The organism is Pedobacter folensis (assembly GCF_056490665.1).
The window spans coordinates 1,084,294-1,107,751 of record NZ_JBWJIF010000003.1 but is presented as its reverse complement, the minus strand read 5'-3'; the positions used below and the strand labels follow the sequence as shown (position 1 = coordinate 1,107,751).

The window sequence follows — 23,458 nt, the reverse complement described above, 5'->3', positions numbered from 1 at the left end:
TCCGTCATTCCGATCCGCATATTGCATTGTCATCCTGAGCCTGTCGAAGGACAAATGTTTCTTTTTATAAAAATAAAGGCAAAACACTATCAACTAAAATTTTAGTTTTATATATTTAACTAAAATTTTAGTTATGAAAAATCTTAAAAACTTATTCTTGCTCTTTTTACTGTTGTTTACCTTCAACGTAAATGCACAGCTCAGTGGTAAAATTTCCTTTTTAAAAGATACAATTTGGACTTTAAGCAATAACTCGGGCATCAATTTAAAAGTTAAAGGCGATAAGAGTGGTCGATTTGAAATAGATATCAGCAAACTCGAAAAAGGAATTTATTCTTTTGGCGAAATGGGCGAAATTTTTATTCAACCAGATTACAAAACAAGTGTTAGCTTCAATAGCGGGCAATATATCATTACCGGGGATGGCAAAACAGAAAGTGATCTTTTAAATGAAAACAAGAAGCTACTGGAGAATTTTTTGGGAAACCCTGGCTACGGTGTTAAATTTAATTACCTTCTAACTGAACCTGCTTTTTTTATTCCTGTGCTTGATAATTATGTAAAAATCGTAAATTCAAAATCAGCACAATCATCAAATGCCTTTTTAAAAAATTTCATAAAACAAGAGGCCGAGTTCGGTAAACGGTTTTGTTTATCTGCTTACGCCCGCTTTTATGGACTGGATTCATCTAAAATGGATGCTTTAAGAAAAATCTTATCCATTCCGGTTGCAGATCGCAAAGAACATTACAAAAAGGAGCTTATGGCTGCCTATCAAGCGCAGTTTTCTAAAAAACTTACACCTGAAGAAAAAGAATCATTAAATAAGAGCATTTATGAAGGATGGGACATAAACAACGAGATATTGTACAAAAATTCAAGTTATTATAAAACCTTGATTGGTTATCGCATAGATTACCTGACTTATCTTCCAGAAAATCAAAAATTAAGAGATTCATTAAAGAATGACGACATCGTTAGGCTTAACATTGCAAAAAATCTCATCACCAATAGTAGAATTAGAGAAGATTTTACTTTCAACTATACGATTGGTGCCATAAAAAGAGCTAAAGTACCAGCTGAAATTACAAAGATATATCAATCTTTTATCGACAATTCTAAAAATGAAAGGTATAAAACAGAAGTCAAAACAACCTTTCAAAATTTAGTTACAACTTTAGCAAAGGCAATAGCTCCGGATTTCAACTACCCTACTCCCGAAGGAAAAATGGTTAGTTTGAAAAGCTTGAGGGGAAAATATGTTTATATAGATGTTTGGGCCACGTGGTGCGCGCCATGTGTTGCAGAAATCCCCTCGCTAAAAAAATTAGAAACGTATTATAAAGATAAAAACATTCATTTTGTAAGTATATCTGTTGATAACAAACAACAAAAAAAGGAATGGTTAAATTTTGTAGAAAAGAATAACCTGAAAGGTATTCAACTGATGGCCGATAATGATTTTAAATCAGATTTTATTAAAAAATTTGGAATAAGCGCTATCCCAAGATTTATATTAATTGGTCCTGATGGCGCAATTATAGACAATAACGCCAAACGGCCTTCTGATATTGAGCTTATTAAACAATTAAATACTTTTAAATTGTAGAAATTGTAAAATGGATGATGGAATTAAAAACCATTATCCATTTTTTGTTTACAGACCTCTATCTCAAACGAAATATCTTCACCGTGCCGTCATCTCGAGTGAGGTGCAACGCAGTCGAAAGATCTGTTGAGATAAATTTCTCCCCGCCTGTACGGGCAGGCATTTCGCTACCGTTGAAACCGGCAAGCTTCAGTCGAAATGACGGTTTAATTTTATGCTTCTAAATAATTTATATGATGAAATGAGCGTTCCGCTTTCCATAGCTGCTGTACACCCGCCATCGCTTATAGTCCTCGTTCCGCTGCGCTTCACTGCGGGCTAACCGCTCTGTCGGGTTTATTGATCAAAAGCCTGCTCTTCGGCATAAGGCCAGTTTCTGCGCTTGCAATAAACCATTAATCGTACCACCATCCTTGCCACCTAAACCCGACCGAAGTGGAAAACCCACAGCCTGAGGTACGAGGGCGAGGATTTGAAACAAAGCGCGGGACGGCAATGACAAAAAGGTGCTGCTCTGGCTTTCCAAAATTAAACAATAAACATTTTCCCTTAGCAGCAGCTTTATAAATTGATTTCGTTCCGCTATTGATTAAAAATGGGGAAAGAGTAATAGTCCGCTAACACAACAAAAAACGGCCTGAGCTTTCGCCCAAACCGTTTCAATTTACCCAACCTCACATTTTTTCTAAAAGAGCATTAATAGAAAAATTATTTAAACATTATGCTGAACTTGATTCAGCATCTTTCCTTCAGGTTAGCCACTGAAACAAGTTCAGGGCAACGGGTTTACCTCCCTCTTCCATCTCAAATCCCCTGCACATCTTTCCTCACTTCTTTGCGCCAACCCCTTCCATATTTACGATCCATAAAAGAAGCTACTACTTTATTATAATCTTCAATGGAAAGGCCTGAAGGCATTACACACCCAAAATCATAATAATCTACACCATACTTCTTTTCAAATATTTCCTGTCCTTTAACATATGTAGATACAATACCTCCACGGATTAGAAATTTAATTTTTCCGTTCTTTAAATCGGTATTGGCCAGTTTAATGCTGTATATTTTAGCAGTATCTACATGATTTATCACTTTAGCATTTAAATGAAGCGTGGCAAAGCAAAGAAACAGTAATATTAAAAAGGACTTTTTCATTTTTGAAGATTTTAATTAGAAATGGTAAAGTTAATCGCCATATTATACCTTACCCGCACTGGTACACCTCTATTTTTACCGGGTTTCCATAGCGGCGATTTTTTAATCACTTTAATGGCTTCTTCGTCGCAGCCGAAACCAAGTCCCTTTAACACCTTAACATCAGTAACAGAACCATCTTTCTCTACCACGAAACTCACAAATACTTTCCCTTGAACATTTTCTTCCTGGGCCTGATATGGATATCTTAAATTACGTTCCATATATTTAGACCAGGCCTTGGCACCGCCATTAAATTCAGGGTACTCATCAACTCCACCCAGATCTATAACTGCATTCGGATCGCCGGTTCCTGCACCATCCTTCGCTACACCTGAACCATCACCATTCCCCTTATTATCGGTTAGAACTGCATTAGGCGCAACTACTCCATCCTGGGTTTTATCACTAATCACTGCATCCTGGATTTCTTTAATTGTTGGTGGATCAGGCAGATCTACTTTATTAACCACTACGACCTGCGATGGAAGCGCTATCGTTTTAACCTTTACCGGATCTGCTTTTGCAGGTTCTACCTTTTTCTCTGGTTCAGGGGTTTTAGGCTTCATCTGATGGATCACATCTGTTAAATCGACAGGCCTTGCAATTTCTACAGTTACCTCTTCTTTCGGAAACAACTTTGCATAAATTAAAGGAGAGAAACACAGGAGGATAAATAAGCTTCCGGATACAAAAAGCGCCCTCGTCATAATCGACGAAGATTTAGATCTTAAATCATAAGCGCCATAATTTTTGTTGCGGTTTGCAAATACAAGATCGAGCCACTCGGTTTTGTATACGTTAATTGAAGAGTTGAACATAGCTTTTATTTTTATAGCATGATGCAGCTAAATCTTCAATTCCATAAAACATTCGAAAAATCTATTTTCTTTACAAAAAATGAAATTTTTCATCTGAAAAACATTTTTTTATTTCATTTTCAATAAAATTCATAAAAATAATACGATTCTTTTACGAAAATTAATAAAATATACTATTTTTGACAAAAAACATAACAAATTAATGAAAAGCTTAAGAACCATCGCATTAAAAGAGGCTCAAAACAGAATTTCACCAGAAGTTAAATCACCATCAGCAAAAATTTCTGACTTTTTTGGCGCTAATGTATTTGATAAGAGAAAAATGAGAGATTTCTTATCTAAGGACGTATATGAAAAATTAATATCATCCATTAACCAGGGTGAGTTAATCAACGCAGAAGACGCTAATCAGATTGCGACGGCAATGAAATCTTGGGCTATGGCAGCTGGTGCAACACACTACACACACTGGTTCCAACCATTAACCGGCACAACTGCCGAAAAACATGATTCATTTTTTGAGCCAAGCGGCGAAGGTGCAATTGAAAAATTTGCCGGCAGCGCTTTAGTTCAACAAGAACCAGATGCATCTAGTTTCCCTAACGGAGGTATCCGTAACACATTCGAGGCTCGTGGTTATACAGCATGGGATCCTTCTTCTCCAGCATTTATTATGGAAAGCAAAGCAGGTAAAACACTTTGTATCCCTACCGTATTTGTATCCTATACCGGTGAGGCCCTGGATTATAAAGCACCATTATTAAAAGCATTAGCTTCGCTTGATAAAGCGGCTGTTGATGTTTGTCAATATTTCGATAAAAGCATTACTAAAGTAAATGCATCTTTAGGTATCGAGCAAGAATATTTCTTAGTTGACGAGTCGTTGTTTAATGCCCGTCCAGATTTATTATTAACTGGCCGTGCTTTATTCGGACACATGTCTGCTAAAGGCCAGCAATTAGAAGATCACTATTTCGGTTCTATCCCTGAGCGCGTATTCAGCTACATGGTAGATTTCGAAAACGAAGCTTTAAAATTAGGTATTCCTTTAAAAACCCGTCACAATGAGGTTGCACCTTCTCAATTTGAGTGTGCGCCAATTTATGAAGAAATCAACTTAGCGATCGATCACAATCAGTTGTTGATGGATTTGATGGAGAAAGTTGCCCGTCGTCACCACTTCCGTGTATTATTACACGAAAAACCATATGCAGGTATCAACGGTTCAGGTAAACACAACAACTGGTCGTTAATTACCGATACTGGTAAAAACTTATTGGCACCAGGTAAAACACCTAAAAATAATTTAATGTTCCTTGCTTTCTTTGTAAACACAATTAAAGCCGTTAGCGAGCATGCCGATTTATTACGTGCAAGTATTGCATCAGTAAGCAACGATCACCGTTTAGGTGCTAACGAAGCACCACCTGCAATTATCTCTATCTTCTTAGGTTCTCAATTGAACGATGTATTAGACGAGATTGAGCACTCACGTATCAGCAAAAAAATCAAAGAAGATAACGCACTTTGGTTAGGTATACCTAAAATCCCTCAGATTCTATTAGACAACACCGACCGTAACCGTACTTCTCCTTTCGCATTTACAGGTAACAAATTTGAGTTGAGAGCTGTTGGATCATCAGCAAACTCTTCTGCTCCAATGACGATCTTAAACGCAATTATGGCCGAGCAATTGGTTAAATTTAAAGCTGAGGTTGATAAATTGATCAAAAAAGGTGATAAAAAAGACATCGCTTTATTAACTGTGATCAAAAAATACATCAAAGAATCTAAAAATATCCGTTTCGAAGGAAATGGTTATAGCCAGGAGTGGGAAGATGAAGCTGCAACACGCGGTTTATCAAACATCAAAACTACACCAAAAGCTTTAGATGCTTATTTAACTGAAAAATCTGCTGAGTTATTTGCTTCAACTGGTATTTATAGTGCACGTGAGATTCATGCCCGTCATGAAATCATGTTAGAAAACTTCTATAAAAAACTACAGATCGAAGCACGTGTAATGGGCGAAGTAGCAAATACCGCTATCATCCCTGCAGCAATTGCTTACCAAAACTCTTTAATTGAAAATGTTAAAGGATTAAAAGAACTTGGTGTTGACAGCAAATCATCATTAGATATCGTTAAAAAATTATCAGAGCATTTAGATATCGTGAAAACCAATATCGATGCGATGTTAGAAGAACGTAAATTAACCAACAAAATCGAAGATACCCGCGAGAAAGCGATTGCTTACGATGAGAAAGTTAAATCATACTTCGATACCATCCGTTACCACGCTGATAAATTAGAGCAAATTGTTGACGATAGCGTTTGGCCATTACCAAAATTCAGAGAATTATTATTCATGAAATAGATTTTAAGCCGTAAGGTTTAAGTACGGGGCGTAAGGTTTAACTTTACGCCCTTTTTTTAGTTAGTTCAGTAGTTCATTTGCCATTCGTTCATTAGTAACTGCTAATTTGGTTTATTGGTACCGCGAAATGGTTAACCGGTTAATTGGTTAACTGTAATTCCAGCGTGTCGTCACCCTATCCGATAGCTATCGGATTTATTTCAGGGTCTTCCCTGCTAAAAAGATCCTCCTTTGCATCTCCCTAGACCGTCATCCTCACCACGGTCGTCCTTTCGACTGGAGTGTAACGCAATGGAAAAATCCATTTCCAATATTTTCCACCTTAGCCAGGGCGTCATCTCGACTGGAGCATAGCGGAATGGAGAAATTTATTTCATATATTTTCCATCCTAGCCAGGGCGTCATCTCGACTGGAGCATAGCGGAACGGAGAGATCTATTTCATATATTTCTATTTAAAAAGATACTTCATTGCTAACAGAATGACAACTCACGGAGAAAGATAAACTTTAAAACAGCCCTTATTAATCATTGATTATCGGTATTTGATAAAAGCTGGTGGCCCACCGCAAAACGCCAAACGCCACACGCCAAACTTATCTTTAGCACAACAATTTAAAACCTTTTACCTTTTACCTTCCACCTTTTACCTCTAATCGCTATCTTTGCGCCAACATGAGTGATAACAGGTACAATCAACGCGGCGTTTCCGCCTCAAAAGAAGATGTGCACAATGCCATCAAAAACATCGATAAAGGAATTTTCCCAAAAGCATTCTGCAAAATCATCCCCGATATTTTAGGTGGTGATGAGGAATACTGTAATATCATGCATGCAGATGGCGCGGGTACCAAATCTTCTTTAGCTTACGTATACTGGAAAGAAACCGGAGACATCTCGGTTTGGAAAGGGATTGCACAAGATGCCATCATCATGAATATCGACGATTTAATCTGCGTGGGTGCTACCGATAATATTCTCTTATCATCAACCATTGGCAGAAATAAAAACCTCATCCCGGGTGAAGTTATTGCTGCTGTAATTAACGGAACAGAAGAAATTTTAGCCGATTTACGCGAACAGGGTATCTCGATCTATTCAACCGGTGGCGAAACTGCCGATGTTGGCGACCTGGTAAGAACGATTATCGTTGATTCTACGGTAACTTGCCGCTTAAAGCGCGAAGACATCATCAGCAACGATAATATTAAACCTGGCGACGTAATTGTGGCGCTAGCTTCTTCCGGACAAGCTACTTACGAAACAGAATACAATGGCGGTATGGGTTCGAACGGATTAACCTCTGCGCGTCATGATGTTTTTGATAAAGCAGTAGCCAACAATTACCCTGAAAGTTTCGATCCGGCTGTTCCTTTTGATCTGGTTTTCTCCGGAAAGAAACAATTAACAGAAGAGATCGATATTGAAGGTTTTGGCAAAACGACGGTAGGAAAACTGGTGTTATCGCCAACCCGCACTTATGCACCTGTAATTAAAAAGATTCTAGAAAACTACCGCAGTCAGATTAATGGCATTGTACATTGCAGTGGTGGTGCGCAAACCAAGGTATTACATTTCATCAACGATGATATCCATGTCATCAAAAATAACTTATTCCCAATCCCTACCCTATTTAAACTGATTCAGGAGCAATCGGGTACCGATTGGAAAGAAATGTATAAAGTATTTAACATGGGGCACCGCATGGAGCTTTATGTGCCTCAGGAGATTGCTGAAAGTATCATTGAAATTTCAAAAAGCTTCAATATCGATGCGCAGATTATTGGTCGCGTAGAAAAAGGCGAACAGAAACAGGTAACCATCGAAAGCGAAAAAGGAACTTTTGTTTATAATTAAGGAATAAAAAAACAACAAAAAGCCGTGTCGAGATGCTCTTCACGGCTTTTTTTATTGCAATAATGTTCCAAAATCCTATTATATCTTTATCGATACATTCTTAAATTTTATTGGCACAACATTTATTTTTGCTGATATAAGTGTATATTGGATTTAAGAAATTACTCCTAACAGGAATAAAAACAATGATCAATGTATATCTACTAGGTGCAGGTAAACATGCCGCTGAACTAAGCGAGTATTTCAATGGTTCGGATGAGTATCTTTTAACCGGATACATCATCAATTTAGAAGATGCGGTAAATCATCCAAACCTAACGAAGCCTATTATTTCGCTGCCCTCTTTTTTAGAAAAACATCCCACGACTTTAAACATTGCATTAATTGGCGCAATAGGCAATTATGAAAGAAAATCTATTATTGAGCCATTAGAAAACAAAGGTTACCCATTTATCAATATCATCCACCACCATAATTACATCAGTTCCTCGATTAAAATTGGCGAAGGAAACTGCATTGCCCCAGGTTGCGTAATTAATGCAAACGTGCGTATCGGCAACCATTGCATTGTGAATTCAAACTGCAACATCAGCCACGACTGTATTTTAGAAAATTATGTAACCATTTCCCCTGGTGTAACCATTGCGGGCAATGTACATATCCATGAAGGTGTTTTTATCGGTTCAGGTGCAACCGTTATTCCAGGTATAAACATCGGAAAAGGAGCCTATGTTGCTGCCGGAGCCTGTGTGACAAAAGATGTTCCGCCCCATGTAATGGTGGCTGGCGTACCGGCAAGGGTAAAAAAAGAAGTGAGATAATCAATCTGAATGCTTTGAAATCATAAATTTCTTCTCCATTCAGCTTATAACAAAAAAGCCCCAATCAAATGATCGGGGCTTTTTTAATCTTGTATTTATTATTAGTTAAAGTTATAACGAACTCCAACTTGTCCTTGCCATCTTGAAAGGAAAGAAGATAGTGCATAAGGAACGCCACCAGTTGGTGCTCTAAATGTAAAACCGCCACCATTCGCGGTAGAATAGTTAATAAGCGAATAAGCTGTATTATTAATAAAATAAGATTTTCCCCAATCTTTATTGATCAGATTTCCTACGTTGATAATATCTACAGAAAGTTGCAGTGAATTTTTAGTGCCTTTAAACACAATACCTAAATCTTGCATAATGCGAACATCAAATTGGTGTTCCCAAGGCATTCTTGCAACATTACGCTCAGAATACTGACCTCTAATTTTGCTTAAGTAAGGATCATTGCTAATATAGTTATCTAAGGCAGCCCATTGTTCAGCAACTGTTTGAGCAGGTAAAGAGCCCGAAGCCGCTAAAGGAACTAATTTAATATCGTTTAAGGTACGAGGTACAAAAATTAAATCATTACTTGGGTTACCAGATGAAATTGAGTTATCACCATTTAAATCTCCATTATAAATATAAGAGAATGGAGTTCCAGATTTACCTACATAAAATAATGAGAAAGTAGTAGCTGACGCTTTGTTTCTGCCATATTTAATTGAATAATTTAATGCACCTACCACTCTATGACGAAGATCGTAGTTAGAATAAGCTAATGGTGGATTCTGAGGGTCGTTAGAAATCAACACACCTCCGAAGCCAGAACTAGCTGTGCTACTAAAACCTGAATTGATATCTTCTGATTTTCCATAAGTATAGGCAATTGAAGCATATAATCCCATGTCAAATGCTTTTTGTAATTGAGCAGTTACATTATAAGCAGAACCACTTCTTGTGTTTTGCAATAAATAAACTTCAGTGAATTTTGTTCCATTTACCCTACCGGCAGTTGTATTAACAAAAAGAGGACGTGTATCAGCACCACCCGATAAAGATGGATTGATTGAGGCAACAGAAGGTTTCATATTTAAGTTTTTATATGAAATATTGTTAACCGTTGAAGAATACAATCCTTCAATAGTTGCCTGAACTCCACCAGGTAATTTAAAATCAACAGCTAAGTTGGCTCTAAAAACCTGAGGTAATTTGAAGTTATTATCAATTAAACTAATTTGTGAAGTTGTACCAGCAACACCACCAGCGGCAGATTGGTTATTAACATCTGGAATAAATGTTCCACTTCCAACAGGAGCACTAACAGCACTTGTTAACATACCATTTCCAGAGAATTGATTAGATATCCATACAAATGGAGCGCGACTTGTTAATAATCCACCACCACCTCTCAATTGAACCGAACGATCTCCTGTTAAATCCCAGTTAAAACTTAAACGTGGTGAAACAAGTATTTGGCCGCTTGGAACCTGATCAGTTCTGTAATTAGGAAAAGTAGCAACAACATCAGGGTTAGCTAACGGAGTATCAAAAATTAATGGCACATCTACTCTTAAACCAGCGATTAATTTAAAACCTTTAAAAGCATCAATCTCATCCTGGAAATAAAACCCTAATTGTGCAGCACTAAATCTAGCTGCAGGTCTTGGATCTCCAGGAACTTTTGAAGTACTTGTAGCTGCAGAAGGTTTAGTATTCGCTTCAAAATCAGCTAAATTATTCCATGCATAACTTCCAGTAAGGTTGTTCACAAATAAATTTCTGATTTTATAAAACTCATTGTGTGTACCAATTGTGAAAGTATGTTTGTTAGCAAAAATTTTAAAGTTGTCAGTAAATTCAAAAATATCCTGATCCAATTCATTCGCTGTTGATGATGCTTCCGAACCTAATGTAGCTGACTGACTACCAGTACCTAGACCATTAATTCTGATTTGTGGAAATAAATCGCCAACAGTTGCTCTTGTATCTCTAATTCGTGAATAACCAATAATTAAATTATTCGATAATGTACTAGATATTGCACTTCTCAATTCTAAAACAGAATTGTTTTGCTGATCGTTAAAACGATATAAGTTACTTGCAAATCGGAAAGCAGTCGCACTTCTAGAGATGTTATCATCATAAGCTTTAATGTAGTTATGACGTAATGTTAATTGGTTCTTAGCATTAATGTTCCAATCTAAACGAGCAAAAAGTTTATCACTTCTTGTTTCAGCATCAAATGCGTCAATACCACCAGCATCATAACCATAACGATCTTTAGCAACTTTAGCAATTCTTAAAAGTTCAGCAGTAGAAACCGCACCTACATCGCCTGAGTTGAAGGTTGTAGGCTGAACAATAGTCTGTCTTTCAGCACTTACGAATAAAAATAATTTATCTTTAATGATTGGTGCTCCAATTCTTGCTCCATATGTATAATTATGGAAAGGCAATGCTTTGGTATTTGTACCATCAACACTTTTACCAATTGTATTTTGGTTTCTACCAAAGAAATAAGCAGAACCTTCAACAGTATTTGATCCTGAACGCGTAACCGCATTCACACCTCCACCAATTGCATTACTATTCGTAACATCAAATGGAGCCAATACAATTTGTAATTCTTGAATCGCATCTAATGAAATAGGTTGTGTATTTGCCTGGCCACCTGGAGCACCAGTACTTCCTAATCCAAATGCATCGTTGTTTACAGCTCCATCAATAGTTAAACCATTGAAACGATTGTTAATACCACCAAATGAATTTCCATTCGCTTGAGGAGTTAGACGCGTAAAATCTTGTAATGACCGTGATAAAGAAGGTAAATTTTGAATCTGGTCCTTACTAACGTTCGTAGAAGCACCTACTTTTTTACTACTAAATACAGCATCTCTTTTACCAGCAACTACAACTTCCTGCAGTTGCTTACCATTTTCACTTAAAACAAGGTTTAATAAGTAAGGTTCACCTAACTTTAACATTGCTCCAGTTACTTTCTCTGGTTCATAACCAACAAAACTAATTTCAAAAATATAAGGACCGCCAACACGCATGTTATTAATTACAAAACGGCCATCATTATTTGTTGATACAGAATATACTGTACCAGTAGGCGTATGTGTCGCTTTAACACTTGCACCAGGTAGGGCGCCTTTGGCATCCTTAATTGTTCCTGTCATTGATGATGAGGTTACCTGCGCATTTGCACCAAAGGTAATACCTACAATTGCAACAATAACCAGTACTAATCTTAAAAGTAAAGATTTCTTCATACTTTGTTTTTTAAATGTTTTTTGTTGTTGAATAATAAATCTAATAGGGATATTATGCTGCAAATGTACCCAATAAAATTTAACACATTTTAACATCCAATGTTAAATAATTATTAAGTCGGGCAAAACTTTTCAACATTTAACACATATTGAAGCCTTTATAACTTTCAGTTTATCAACACTTTGATCGTATAACTAGATTATTAATAACGAAACTTACAGTTGATTATAATTTACGCAGAAAAGACACTGTAATGTTGGTATTTTTCCAATAACACCTATTAACAATAACTTTTTAAGTAAAAACAGCATCATATTTTAACCTATCGCTTAAATATTTACCATTCATCAGCAAAATCCTAAAGGCCAGATCAACATCGCACCGTAAATTTACCCCAACAATATTCAATCATTGTAAATTTTAACGGTTATCTCAATATTGATCTAGCCAATTGACATTTTTTTTTTAGTTTTGAGCGATTGTTCCAGGATGATGATCCTTTAACTTTTTGTAATGCGGATACAGGCAACCCATATTGAGGGACGATGGAGAAGATTACAGATATACAAAGCAATTAAAACAAATCTCTTTAAAATAGATTAAAAAACAGATGAATTACGACGTTATTGTTTTAGGCAGCGGCCCAGGTGGTTACGTAGCTGCAATCAGAGCTTCTCAATTGGGACTAAAAGTTGCAATTGTTGAGCGTGAATCATTAGGTGGTATTTGTTTAAACTGGGGCTGTATCCCTACTAAAGCACTTTTAAAAAGTGCTCAGGTTTTCGAATATATCAATCATGCTGCTGATTACGGAATTACTACTGCAGGTGCAACTGCTGATTTTGCTGCTGTAGTAAAACGCAGCCGTGGCGTTGCCGATGGCATGAGCAAAGGCGTTCAGTTTTTAATGAAAAAAAATAAAATTGACGTAATCATGGGTACTGGTAAAGTAAAACCAGGAAACAAATTAGAAGTTAAAGGTGCTGATGGTTCTCAACAAGAATTAAGCGCAAAAAATATCATCATTGCTACAGGTGCACGTTCAAGAGAATTGCCTAACCTGAAACAAGATGGCAAAAAAATTATCGGCTATCGCCAGGCAATGGTACTTCCTGAATTACCAAAAAGCATGGTCGTAGTGGGTTCTGGTGCTATTGGTGTAGAGTTCGCTTATTTCTATGCTACCATGGGCACAAAAGTAACCATCGTAGAATTTATGGATAACGTTGTCCCTGTAGAAGACGAAGATGTATCTAAACAATTGTTACGCAGCCTGAAAAAAGTAGGTATCGATGTCATGACATCAGCAAGCGTTGAGTCTGTTGATACCAGCGGTGCAGGCTGTAAAGTTTCGGTTAAAACGGCTTCGGGTATGCAAACTATCGAGGCAGACATCGTGCTTTCGGCAGCAGGTATCGTAGCAAACATCGAAAACATTGGTTTAGAAGAAACCGGTATCAAAACTGAAAAAGGTAAAATTGTTACTGACGAATTCTACAATACTTCGGTTAAAGGTTATTATGCCATTGGTGATGTTGTTGGTGGACAAGCTTTGGCACACGTGGCTTCTGCAGAAGGTATTATCTGTGTAGAAAAAATTGCTGGTCAGCATGCTGAGCCATTAGATTACAATAATATCCCGGGATGTACTTATTGCACACCAGAAATTGCTTCAGTAGGTTATACCGAAAAAGCAGCAAAAGCAGCAGGTTACGAATTAAAAATTGGTAAATTCCCGTTCTCTGCATCAGGTAAAGCAAGTGCTGCCGGTGCTAAAGATGGTTTCGTAAAATTAATTTTCGATGCTAAATACGGAGAATTATTAGGTGCACACATGATCGGTGCCAACGTTACCGAAATGATCGCCGAGATCGTAGTGGCCCGTAAACTGGAAACTACCGGTCACGAAATGATCAAATCTGTTCACCCTCACCCAACCATGAGCGAAGCCATTATGGAAGCTGCCGCTGATGCTTACGGAGAAGTGATACACTTATAAGGTAGCAAGTTTAAAGGTGGAAGGCTTAAGGTCAACCCCATCAGTAAAACCAATATTATTACAAAAACCCTTTAGTTAATGCTAAAGGGTTTTCTTATTTTTAGCATTTACATCATCCGCTTTACATTTTACATCAAATGAAACTCCACACCATAAATACAGGCTTTTTTAAACTCGATGGCGGTGCCATGTTTGGCGTTGTGCCCAAATCTATCTGGCAAAAAACCAACCCGGCCGATGCGAACAATCTTTGTACCTGGGCGATGCGCTGCCTTTTAATCGAAGAAGGAAACCAGTTGATTTTGGTTGATACCGGGATAGGAAATAAACAGGACGAAAAGTTTTTCAACCATTATTATTTGCATGGCAACGATTCGATGGAGAAATCGCTGGCACATTTGGGTTTCAGCACAGCTGATATTACCGATGTATTTCTCACGCACCTGCATTTCGACCACGTGGGCGGGGCAATCGTTAGGGAAAATGACAAACTGATTCCTGCTTTCAAAAACGCACATTATTGGAGCAACGAAAAACACTGGCAATGGGCAGTAGAACCCAATGCAAGGGAAAAAGCTTCTTTCTTAAAAGAAAATATTTTGCCGATTCAGGAAAGCGGGCAGCTGAAGTTCGTAGAAGAAAGAGAGGATATGGAGTGGCAGAAAAATATCAACATCAGTTTTGCTTACGGCCATACCGATGCCATGATGTTGCCTAAAATTAACTACAAATGCAGGACTATTGTGTACATGACCGATCTTTTACCTTCAGTAGGTCATCTTCCCCTGCCCTACGTCATGGCCTATGATATGTTCCCCTTAAAAACCTTGACAGAAAAGCAGGCCTTTTTGGAAGAAGCCGTAAACAACAACTATATATTATACCTGGAGCACGATCCAATTAACGAATGCTGCACTTTACAGCGAACAGAAAAAGGAATACGCGTTGCAGAAACTTTTAAGCTCAGCGACATCTAAATGATCAGACCAGCCCTGCCCACCGATGTGGAAGAAGTTGTACCGCTGATTATTCAGGCCATGGGTAAGCTGGCGAATAAATTAACCCATACCAATGATATAGCAATTATTAACGAGATTTTTAAACACTTCTTTCAGCAGCAGGGTAATCAATACAGTTATGAAAACACTTTAGTTTTTGAAGATGAAGGCAAAGTGCTGGGCGCTATAAATGCTTACGACGGCAGTAAACTCGCCCAACTTCGCCAGCCATTTCTAACCTACCTGGCCAAACATCACCGGGTTAATCACAACAACCAGGATAACGAAACTGAAAGCGGTGAGTTTTATCTTGACAGTATCAGCGTTAATCCAGAGGCACAGGGAAAAGGAATTGGCAAACAATTGATCAGCGCCGGTATAGCTTGGGCTAAAAAACTTGGTCACCATACTATTGCTTTATTGGTAGAACAAAATAACGACAATGCATTAAAGCTTTATGAGAAAATGGGCTTCGTTATTCAAAACGAAAAACAATTTATGGGTGGATGGTATCACCATATGGTTTTTAAGATTAAATAATTACCTCTCACTGCTATAGTTTTACAACGTCATACGCTCCCTTACTAAGCGCTTCTCAAATTTATTTTCGTTTTTATTTGTATTTAATCTAAATAATGCCAATTTTTGTAACCGATGGAAAAAGCGTGTATCGATATTAATGAACTGGTTAACGTATTCTCAAATACCCATGGTTCTGTTTATCAATCAGATAAATTAAACTGCTTTTATGTAGATTTTGGCGGCAAATTTGCACGCTATAACTGCCTGTCTCTTCAAAAATTAAAAGCGGTTGTAGAACAGATTGATATTGAAGCACTGCTTTTAAATACCCACAAAGCCGATTTCGAATTGGTTACCTTTAATGGTTGCGAACACATTTACCTATTGAGTGCTTTAGAAATCATTGCTTTAAAAGATTTACTGCAAGGCACCTTTACCATGTTCAAACTTAACCACATTATTAGCGACTGTCTTTACAGATTGGTTTATTAATGACGGAAAATGTTTGATGTAAGATGGAAGATGTGATACCTAGATTGTTTTAAAAGCTACTAAAATCTTAATGATCTTAACTCCTTAATGGTAAAAAAGACTTCATTCTCAATTGCAACTGGTCATTTGGGGTTAATTGATTAACTGTTCAAATTGGTTAACTGACAACAAACGATTAGTTACTTAACATTTCTAAGTTATAGCCATATTATTTATAGCAATTCCGAAACCTTAATGCGCTTAACTTCTTAATGATCGTAATATGGGTTAGCTGTTCAAATTGGTTAACCGACAACAAACGATTAATTACTTACATTTCATATTTATAGCTATATTATTTATAGCAATTCCCAAACCTTAATGCGTTTAACTTCTTAATGATCAGAATAAATGGTTAACTGTTAAACCGGTTAATTGCTACCAAACACCCTACTCCAAACACTAGACAGATTCATTCAGTAACTGCAAACTAAAAATCGCTAACTAAAAACCGGCCATTATCCTGCTGAGTCTCAGCCAGTATCCGTTTCGCGTTATACCTCCATTTTCCATCATACCTATCACGTTACCCCGTCTTATTTAAACTGATTACAAATAACTAATTATCAGCAATTTAGACTAATTTCATATAGCAAATAAATCACACAATCTGCTTAATTTGATGTTATCTTTGTATCATTAGTTAAGCAAAGAAAATTATGAAAGACTTAATGCGCATTAAATGTTTAATATCACAGGATATCGAAACATTATTAAATCAGCAGATCAAAAAAGAAGCTCACTCTTCATCACTATATTTATCAATGTCATCCTGGTGTGACCAAAATGGATTCGATTTTTCAGCAGATTATTTCTTAAAGCAATCTGAAGAAGAAAGAGTACACCAGTTAAAATTGTTCAAATACGTTTTGGATATGGGTGGAAACGCAATATCTCCGGAAGTTTCAGGCATTAAAACCGACTTCGCCGGATTTAGAGAAGTTTTCGAAGATGCTTTGGAAGCAGAAATCGCCATTACCCAAAGTTTTAAAAACCTGGCTTCTAAATGCCATAAAGAACAGGATTTTGTAACCATGGAATTTTTAAACTGGTTCCTGAAAGAGCAGCGCGAAGAAGAATACAAAGCACGCAGAGCATTAGAATTATTCGAAGTGATTGGCGAAGAAGGTACAGGAAGATGGGAAATTGATAAACACGTGAATAAAATCACTTATTCAGAAGAATAACAACAACAAAACATATATTGAAAGCTATCCTGATTAAAATCTGGGTAGCTTTTTTTATGCCCAGAATTTTTGATAAGACATTATTCTTTTCAGTTGCAGTGACCCATAGTTAAGAATCCATAGGCAACCCTTTACCTCACAGTATCGTCATGCTGAATTTATTTTATTAGCTGTTTTTATTGTTTTAAGGCCTAATAGCTACTTCGTGGTCAGCATCTCATTAATGGAACTCAAGCTTATAGATCTCTCCATTCCGTTTCACTTCAGTCGAGATGACGATCGCCTATAAAAAGAAAAGCTCCGGGTTTACCGGAGCTTTCTTGGTTTAGGGTGTTTGGTTTATGTTGATTATGAATAAGTCTTGAAATTTTTATAAAAAAAGCGCCGTTACCAGCGCTTTTTTTAAACCAAATATATAATAATAATTAACGAGCATTACAAAAGTACAAACTTTATCCGTATTAGCAAGTATTTTTATTAAAAAAATTAAAAATTTTAATAAAAAACACATAAAACACTAAAATTCAGACTAAAAAACAATCACAAATAGATAAAAATCATATTAAAATTAAATTTTTATATAAAAACATTAGTTTTTTACTTACAAAATCATAATTTAAGGAAATATTTAAGCAAAATGATAAAAGATTTTATAAAAAATTACTTTAATCATCCCAAAACTTACGATGAAATGTTCCTAAATGGTGACAATTACAGAAATCACTATGCAAATTTCATCAGCAATTTCTCTAAAGAGTCGCTCGAAAACCTAAACAAAAAGGAAGAACTCGCCAAAACGCTATTTATGAGTCAAGGTATTACCTTTACCGTGTATGATAGCGGCGAAGGCATCGAAAAAATCTTTCCTTTTGATATTATCCCGAGAATTATCACTTCAACAGAGTGGTCTTTTATAGAAAAAGGGATAAAACAACGACTAAAAGCGCTGAATCTTTTCTTGAAAGACATTTACAGCAATCAATTTATCTTAAAAGACCAGATTGTTCCTATAAATGTAATTTATTCTTGTCCGCATTTTTTAAGAGAGATGCACAATGTAAATGTATTACACGATATCTATATCCATATTGCCGGCATAGACTTGATCAGAGATTACGACGGAACATTTTATGTACTGGAAGATAACCTTCGGACACCATCAGGCGTAAGCTATATGCTCGAAAACAGGGAAATCACCAAAAGACTATTCCCCGACCTTATTCCGCAATGTGGCGTAAGAAGCGTAACCGAATACCCGGCCATATTATATAAAAATTTAATGAGCCTCTCTCCGAGGGCCGTTTCGAATCCAACCATTGTACTGTTAAGCCCGGGCATGTATAACTCTGCCTATTACGAACATACTACCCTGGCCCGTCTAATGGGCGTAGAATTGGTAGAAGGACGAGATTTGGTGGTTAAAGACCATAAGGTATTTATGAAAACCACTACAGGCCTGCAACAGGTGGATGTGATTTATCGCCGTGTAGACGACGACTATCTGGATCCGCTGGTTTTTAACCCAAACAGCGTACTCGGCGTAGCAGGCCTGATGGGTGCCTATCGCAAAGGAAATGTAGCCATTATTAATGCAGTAGGCAATGGCGTAGCCGACGACAAGGCGGTTTACACCTATGTACCGGATATGATCAGGTACTACCTGAATGAAGAACCTATATTAAAAAATGTACCCACCTACCAGCTCAGCAATAAAGATGAGCTCGATTATGTTTTTGCAAATATCAATACGATGGTGATAAAAAAAACCAACGGAAGTGGTGGATACGGGATGTTAATGGGACACGCTGCCGGCGAACAGGAAACTGAAGCATACAAAATTGAGATCCTGAAAGATCCACGCAACTTTATCGCCCAACCCACCATCAGCTTGTCTTCTGCCCCGTGTTTTATTAATGGAAAACTGGCGCCACGCAGAATCGATCTTCGCCCATTCGCCTTAAACGGACCGGACGGCATTTCAATTGTGCCAGGTGGTTTAACCAGGGTAGCCTTAAAAGAAGGTTCGCTGGTCGTAAACAGCTCGCAGGGTGGTGGCAGTAAAGATACATGGGTTTTAACTTCTTAGAATACAAAATATGTTAAGTAGAGTGGCATCAAGCTTATATTGGCTAAGCAGATATGTTGAGCGCAGCGACGGTATGCTGCGCATGTTAAAAATAAATTACGCTTCCTCACAAGATACCATACAGGAATTCACCTGGAAGCCTGTAATCAGGATTTTTTCTTCAGATGATGAAAATGAATTACTGAATATCCAGCACGATAGCCGGGCAGTGATTGAATACCTCTTGTTAAACCGCGAGAATCCAAATTCGATTTTAAATATCGTTACCCTGGCGCGAGAAAATGCACGGAGCGTTCAGGAACACATCCCTAAAGATTTGTGGCAGTGTTTAAACGAATATTACCACACCGTTAAGGATGAAAAATTACTGTGGCATGTACAAAAAGATGATCCGGTTACTGCTTTAGACGTTTTGATTAAACAGGTGATGTTATATAATGGAACCGCCGACAGCGTAATGGAACGCGGAGAAAGCAGAAGTTTCATGAATATTGGCAAACACCTCGAGAGAAGTATACAATCGGTTGATATCCTCGATATTAAATTCAGCTCGATCAGCAGCAATCCAGATTTGCTGACCGATATATCCTACTGGAAACATTTACTATTATCCTTGGGCGGTTATGAGCTCTATTTAAAAACCTACCGGCAGGGTTTCGACGCCAAAAACATCATCGAGCTAGCCATGCTGAACAATGATTTTCCACGGTCGGCACTGTATGCCATGAATAATATTGAACGGTATTTTAACCGGTTAAAAAGCGAAAGCAATATCGAACATTACAACAACCTCTCTTTTAAAATAGGGCGTTTAAAAAGCATGATTACTTATAGCTCGGTTAATACCATGAACGAAGAGCAATTACACCATTACCTTACAGAGATCAGGGCCGAACTTTTCGGCATCGGAAACCTGCTAAATGAATATTATTTCGCAAATTCATAAAAAGTATTTTCTTTAACCACCGATGAACACAGAGACGATCCTTTAATTAATTTTTAAATCTGCAGTAACATATAATAAGCCATATGCCCATTTTCAAAATCAAACATATCACCAATTACAAATATGAATTGCCGGTTCGCGATAGTGCGAATCAGATTATTTTATTTCCGATTAAAGATGATTTCCAGAAAGTGGTTAAACACGACCTGAATATCTCCGGAAGTCCGGAAATTGAAATTTTTATTGATTATTACGGCAATGAGATTGGTACTTTTACCCAAACTGAGCCCCATACACAACTGAAAATCTTCTCCAAGGTAAGTGTAGAAACCTTTGCAAAACCCTTACCGCAGGATGATATGTTTAGTAGTGAGCAATGGAACAGTTTAAACGCCTTAAAATTTGAAGTACCCTATATCGATTATTTAAGGCAGGAAAGTTTTGAGGGCATAACCCAGTTGAAGGAAACGGCTTTGACGATCAGGAATACCGAAGATACCCCCTATCAAACCGCGATAAAATACTGTGCCCATGTGTTCAATAATTTCGAATACATTAAAGGCGTAACGGCGGTTGATACCACTATTGATGAAATTTTAAACCTTAAAGCAGGAGTTTGCCAGGATTTCGCGCATGTATTAACGGCCATGTTACGTTTAACCGGCATCCCGGCGAGATATGTGAGTGGTTACATTTGCCCCAACAGAGATGGTATGCGTGGAGAAGGTGCAACGCACGCCTGGGCCGAAGCCTATTTACCCGAGTACGGCTGGTTGGGTTTAGATCCGACCAATAACTGTATTGCCAACGAAAACCATGTGCGACTGGCCGTAGGCCGTAATTTTACCGATTGCTCGCCGGTAAAAGGTGTTTACAAAGGTGCTTTCGAGCATATTATGGAAGTTAACGTATCCGTAGGTTATAACGATGAAGATTTTAACGATAACGAAACCTACTTCCAGCCAAAAGAAGTAAACTACACCAAACCTTCAGGAACGATAAGCACCGCCAGATCGAAAAACAGCTATCAACAATACATGGAAGCCATTCAGCAACAGCAACAACAACAACAGTAGGCAATTTCCAGCCTTCAATTTGCAGTTGGTAGTTGGCAGCAGGCAGTTTTCAGTTATCAATGATCAGTTGGCATTTCTCCGTTGTAATATTGGTTAATGATATGATTTTGCTAAAAAACTGTCAACTGAAAGCCGAAAACTGCCAACTGATAAAGTTTTTTTTTCTAAATTTGCGCCTTTTACAAATAACAATATGATTAAGAGACAGCAAATTAAAGATTTATTAAAGTCGACAGCATTTGACACAGAAGTAACGGTTATGGGATGGGTAAGAACTTTCCGTAATAATCAGTTTATTGCATTAAATGACGGGTCTTGCATGAGCAATATCCAGGTTGTGATCGATTTTAATAATTTACCTGATGAGCTGTTAAAAAGAATAACAACTGGTGCGGCCATTTCTGCAACTGGTAAATTAATCGAATCGCTTGGTAAAGGTCAATCTGTTGAGATTAAAGCCACAAGTGTAGAAATTTTAGGTGACAGTGATCCGGAAAAGTTTCCGTTGCAACCCAAAAAACACAGTTTGGAGTTTTTACGCGAGATTGCGCATTTGCGTTTCCGCACCAATACCTTTAATGCCGTTTTTAAAGTGCGTCATGCTTTGGCTTTTGCCATTCACCAATTCTACAACGAACGTGGTTTTGTGTACATGCACACGCCTGTAATTACCGCAAGTGATGCAGAAGGTGCTGGTGAGATGTTTAAAGTAACCACTTTAGATTTCGACAATACCCCACGTACAGAAGATGGTAAAGTAGATTTCTCGCAGGATTTCTTCGCTCGTGCAACCAACTTAACCGTATCGGGACAATTGGAAGGTGAATTAGCGGCAATGGCTTTCGGACAAATTTATACTTTCGGTCCTACCTTTAGGGCAGAAAACTCGAATACCACACGTCACCTGGCCGAGTTCTGGATGATTGAACCTGAAGTGGCCTTTGCTGATTTAGAAGATAACATGCAGCTGGCAGAAGACATGATGAAGTATGTGATTAAATATGCTTTAGACCACTGCAAAGATGAATTAGAATTCTTAAACACCCGTTTAGCGGAAGAAGATAAACAAAAGCCACAGAACGAACGCAGCGAATTTAGCTTGTTAGAGAAATTGGATTTCTGTTTAGCCAACGAATTTGAGCGCTTAACCTATACAGAGGCGATCAGGATTTTAAAATCTTCTAAACCTAACCAGAAGAAACAGTTTAAATACCTGATTGACGAATGGGGTGCTGATTTACAAAGCGAGCACGAACGTTATCTGGTAGAAAAACACTTTAAAAAACCGGTAATCTTAACGGATTATCCTGCTGACATTAAATCGTTCTACATGCGTCAGAATGAGCCGGATGCTGAAGGCAGAAAAACGGTTGCTGCGATGGATATCTTATTCCCGGGTATTGGCGAAATGATTGGCGGATCGCAACGTGAAGAACGTTTAGACCGCTTAACTAAACGCATGGAAGATTTAAATATTCCACAAGACGAACTTTGGTGGTATTTAGATACCCGCCGTTTTGGATCGGCCCCGCACTCGGGTTTTGGTTTAGGTTTTGAACGTTTAGTATTGTTCGTAACCGGAATGACCAACATTCGTGATGTAATCGCTTTCCCAAGATTCCCGAAAAACGCAGAGTTTTAGGAAGGTTTAGGGTTTAGGGTTTAGGGTTTAGGGTTTAGGGTTTAGGAAAAACAAATACCCCATGATCAAAGAAGTCAAGTTTTGAAAACTTGACTTCTTTTTTTTTACGTCATACTGAACTTGTTTTACTGCGTAGCTTTCCGCTTTGCTACAGGTCAGTATCTATCTTGCTATAAAGATCCTGAGCTAAACTCAGGATGACGATCCAATGAGTACGCAACAATCGAGTTTTTTTTACATCGTCCCATGGGGACGCCTCACGGGTAAAAACGCCAATTGCCAATTGGTGTTTTCGTTCCGTTAGGAACGTTTGGTGATTAAACCCTTAATATTTCTTCTGCTCTGGCCACCTAAACCTGATTGACGCGGATGCCGATTTTTCATCGGCAGAAGCAAAAAGCAGGACTGAATAAACCTATGCGCTACTAGCTTTCCTTTCCAAAAAAAATAACTCAAAACCAAAGAAGTCAAGCTTTTAAATGAAACTTAACTTCTTTTTTTGCCTAAAAATTTCTGCATTAAAGTT

At 37.7% G+C, this 23,458-nt stretch carries 16 protein-coding genes; 13 read left to right on the top strand and 3 right to left on the bottom strand.

Annotation, left to right across the window (positions count from 1 at the left end):
* Positions 1 to 133 precede the first annotated feature (133 nt).
* The gene (locus tag AC04QZ_RS19355) at positions 134 to 1,609 is read left to right on the top strand and encodes a TlpA family protein disulfide reductase (RefSeq protein ID WP_478359089.1); all 1,476 of its coding nucleotides are present in this window, start codon (positions 134 to 136) and stop codon (positions 1,607 to 1,609) included.
* A gap of 804 nt (positions 1,610 to 2,413) precedes the next feature.
* On the opposite strand, the gene AC04QZ_RS19350 is transcribed toward AC04QZ_RS19355, so the two are convergent.
* Positions 2,414 to 2,764, bottom strand: a complete 351-nt coding sequence (locus AC04QZ_RS19350; RefSeq protein WP_086545556.1) for an FEKKY domain-containing protein — start codon at positions 2,762 to 2,764, stop codon at positions 2,414 to 2,416.
* An 11-nt stretch (positions 2,765 to 2,775) separates the two neighbouring features.
* Positions 2,776 to 3,624, bottom strand: coding sequence for an energy transducer TonB (locus AC04QZ_RS19345; RefSeq protein ID WP_478359088.1), 849 nt, complete (start codon positions 3,622 to 3,624; stop codon positions 2,776 to 2,778).
* Between the two features lie 202 nt (positions 3,625 to 3,826).
* Here AC04QZ_RS19345 and AC04QZ_RS19340 point away from each other — a divergent pair, with 202 nt between their 5' ends.
* From AC04QZ_RS19340 to AC04QZ_RS19330, 3 genes are all read left to right on the top strand, one after another.
* Positions 3,827 to 6,001, top strand: a complete 2,175-nt coding sequence (locus AC04QZ_RS19340) for a glutamine synthetase III family protein (RefSeq protein WP_478359087.1) — start codon at positions 3,827 to 3,829, stop codon at positions 5,999 to 6,001.
* Positions 6,002 to 6,675: 674 nt separating this feature from the next.
* Positions 6,676 to 7,857 carry an AIR synthase related protein gene (locus tag AC04QZ_RS19335; RefSeq protein WP_478359086.1) on the top strand — a complete coding sequence of 394 codons (1,182 nt, stop codon included), beginning with the start codon at positions 6,676 to 6,678 and terminating at the stop codon, positions 7,855 to 7,857.
* A 185-nt stretch (positions 7,858 to 8,042) separates the two neighbouring features.
* Positions 8,043 to 8,678, top strand: coding sequence for an acetyltransferase (locus tag AC04QZ_RS19330; protein ID WP_478359085.1), 636 nt, complete (start codon positions 8,043 to 8,045; stop codon positions 8,676 to 8,678).
* Between the two features lie 101 nt (positions 8,679 to 8,779).
* Here AC04QZ_RS19330 and AC04QZ_RS19325 read toward each other — a convergent pair whose 3' ends face one another.
* Positions 8,780 to 12,007, bottom strand: coding sequence for a TonB-dependent receptor (locus AC04QZ_RS19325; RefSeq protein ID WP_478359084.1), 3,228 nt, complete (start codon positions 12,005 to 12,007; stop codon positions 8,780 to 8,782).
* Positions 12,008 to 12,555: 548 nt separating this feature from the next.
* Here AC04QZ_RS19325 and lpdA point away from each other — a divergent pair.
* The 9 genes from lpdA to asnS all read left to right on the top strand — a co-directional run bounded on the left by lpdA (position 12,556) and on the right by asnS (position 22,932).
* Entirely contained in the window at positions 12,556 to 13,944 is a 1,389-nt protein-coding gene (lpdA, locus tag AC04QZ_RS19320) for a dihydrolipoyl dehydrogenase (RefSeq protein ID WP_029275810.1), read from the top strand.
* A gap of 137 nt (positions 13,945 to 14,081) precedes the next feature.
* Positions 14,082 to 14,921, top strand: a complete 840-nt coding sequence (locus AC04QZ_RS19315; protein WP_478359083.1) for an MBL fold metallo-hydrolase — start codon at positions 14,082 to 14,084, stop codon at positions 14,919 to 14,921.
* Positions 14,922 to 15,482, top strand: a complete 561-nt coding sequence (locus AC04QZ_RS19310) for an N-acetyltransferase family protein (protein WP_478359082.1) — start codon at positions 14,922 to 14,924, stop codon at positions 15,480 to 15,482.
* Positions 15,483 to 15,596: 114 nt separating this feature from the next.
* Positions 15,597 to 15,956 carry a hypothetical protein gene (locus AC04QZ_RS19305; protein WP_086545547.1) on the top strand — a complete coding sequence of 120 codons (360 nt, stop codon included), beginning with the start codon at positions 15,597 to 15,599 and terminating at the stop codon, positions 15,954 to 15,956.
* 698 nt (positions 15,957 to 16,654) lie between these two features.
* Complete coding sequence (locus AC04QZ_RS19300; protein ID WP_086545546.1) at positions 16,655 to 17,182, top strand: ferritin; 528 nt, start codon at positions 16,655 to 16,657, stop codon at positions 17,180 to 17,182.
* A 637-nt stretch (positions 17,183 to 17,819) separates the two neighbouring features.
* Positions 17,820 to 19,268, top strand: a complete 1,449-nt coding sequence (locus tag AC04QZ_RS19295) for a circularly permuted type 2 ATP-grasp protein (protein WP_478359081.1) — start codon at positions 17,820 to 17,822, stop codon at positions 19,266 to 19,268.
* Positions 19,269 to 19,278: 10 nt separating this feature from the next.
* A complete protein-coding gene (locus AC04QZ_RS19290) occupies positions 19,279 to 20,214 on the top strand; it encodes an alpha-E domain-containing protein (RefSeq protein WP_478359080.1) in 936 nt (311 codons plus the stop codon).
* Positions 20,215 to 20,297: 83 nt separating this feature from the next.
* Positions 20,298 to 21,290 (top strand): transglutaminase family protein, encoded by a 993-nt coding sequence (locus AC04QZ_RS19285; RefSeq protein WP_478359079.1) that lies wholly within the window; start codon positions 20,298 to 20,300, stop codon positions 21,288 to 21,290.
* Between the two features lie 193 nt (positions 21,291 to 21,483).
* Positions 21,484 to 22,932, top strand: a complete 1,449-nt coding sequence (gene asnS, locus AC04QZ_RS19280) for an asparagine--tRNA ligase (protein WP_478359078.1) — start codon at positions 21,484 to 21,486, stop codon at positions 22,930 to 22,932.
* Positions 22,933 to 23,458 lie beyond the last annotated feature (526 nt).

What these genes read in the sequence shown, in the direction of transcription:
- AC04QZ_RS19355 (WP_478359089.1), top strand. Translation starts at nt 134, where the DNA reads ATGAAAAATCTTAAAAACTTATTCTTGCTCTTTTTACTGTTGTTTACC.
- AC04QZ_RS19350 (WP_086545556.1), bottom strand. Translation starts at nt 2,764, where the DNA reads ATGAAAAAGTCCTTTTTAATATTACTGTTTCTTTGCTTTGCCACGCTT.
- AC04QZ_RS19345 (WP_478359088.1), bottom strand. Translation starts at nt 3,624, where the DNA reads ATGTTCAACTCTTCAATTAACGTATACAAAACCGAGTGGCTCGATCTT.
- AC04QZ_RS19340 (WP_478359087.1), top strand. Translation starts at nt 3,827, where the DNA reads ATGAAAAGCTTAAGAACCATCGCATTAAAAGAGGCTCAAAACAGAATT.
- AC04QZ_RS19335 (WP_478359086.1), top strand. Translation starts at nt 6,676, where the DNA reads ATGAGTGATAACAGGTACAATCAACGCGGCGTTTCCGCCTCAAAAGAA.
- AC04QZ_RS19330 (WP_478359085.1), top strand. Translation starts at nt 8,043, where the DNA reads ATGATCAATGTATATCTACTAGGTGCAGGTAAACATGCCGCTGAACTA.
- lpdA (WP_029275810.1), top strand. Translation starts at nt 12,556, where the DNA reads ATGAATTACGACGTTATTGTTTTAGGCAGCGGCCCAGGTGGTTACGTA.
- AC04QZ_RS19315 (WP_478359083.1), top strand. Translation starts at nt 14,082, where the DNA reads ATGAAACTCCACACCATAAATACAGGCTTTTTTAAACTCGATGGCGGT.
- AC04QZ_RS19310 (WP_478359082.1), top strand. Translation starts at nt 14,922, where the DNA reads ATGATCAGACCAGCCCTGCCCACCGATGTGGAAGAAGTTGTACCGCTG.
- AC04QZ_RS19305 (WP_086545547.1), top strand. Translation starts at nt 15,597, where the DNA reads ATGGAAAAAGCGTGTATCGATATTAATGAACTGGTTAACGTATTCTCA.
- AC04QZ_RS19300 (WP_086545546.1), top strand. Translation starts at nt 16,655, where the DNA reads ATGAAAGACTTAATGCGCATTAAATGTTTAATATCACAGGATATCGAA.
- AC04QZ_RS19295 (WP_478359081.1), top strand. Translation starts at nt 17,820, where the DNA reads ATGATAAAAGATTTTATAAAAAATTACTTTAATCATCCCAAAACTTAC.
- AC04QZ_RS19290 (WP_478359080.1), top strand. Translation starts at nt 19,279, where the DNA reads ATGTTAAGTAGAGTGGCATCAAGCTTATATTGGCTAAGCAGATATGTT.
- AC04QZ_RS19285 (WP_478359079.1), top strand. Translation starts at nt 20,298, where the DNA reads ATGCCCATTTTCAAAATCAAACATATCACCAATTACAAATATGAATTG.
- asnS (WP_478359078.1), top strand. Translation starts at nt 21,484, where the DNA reads ATGATTAAGAGACAGCAAATTAAAGATTTATTAAAGTCGACAGCATTT.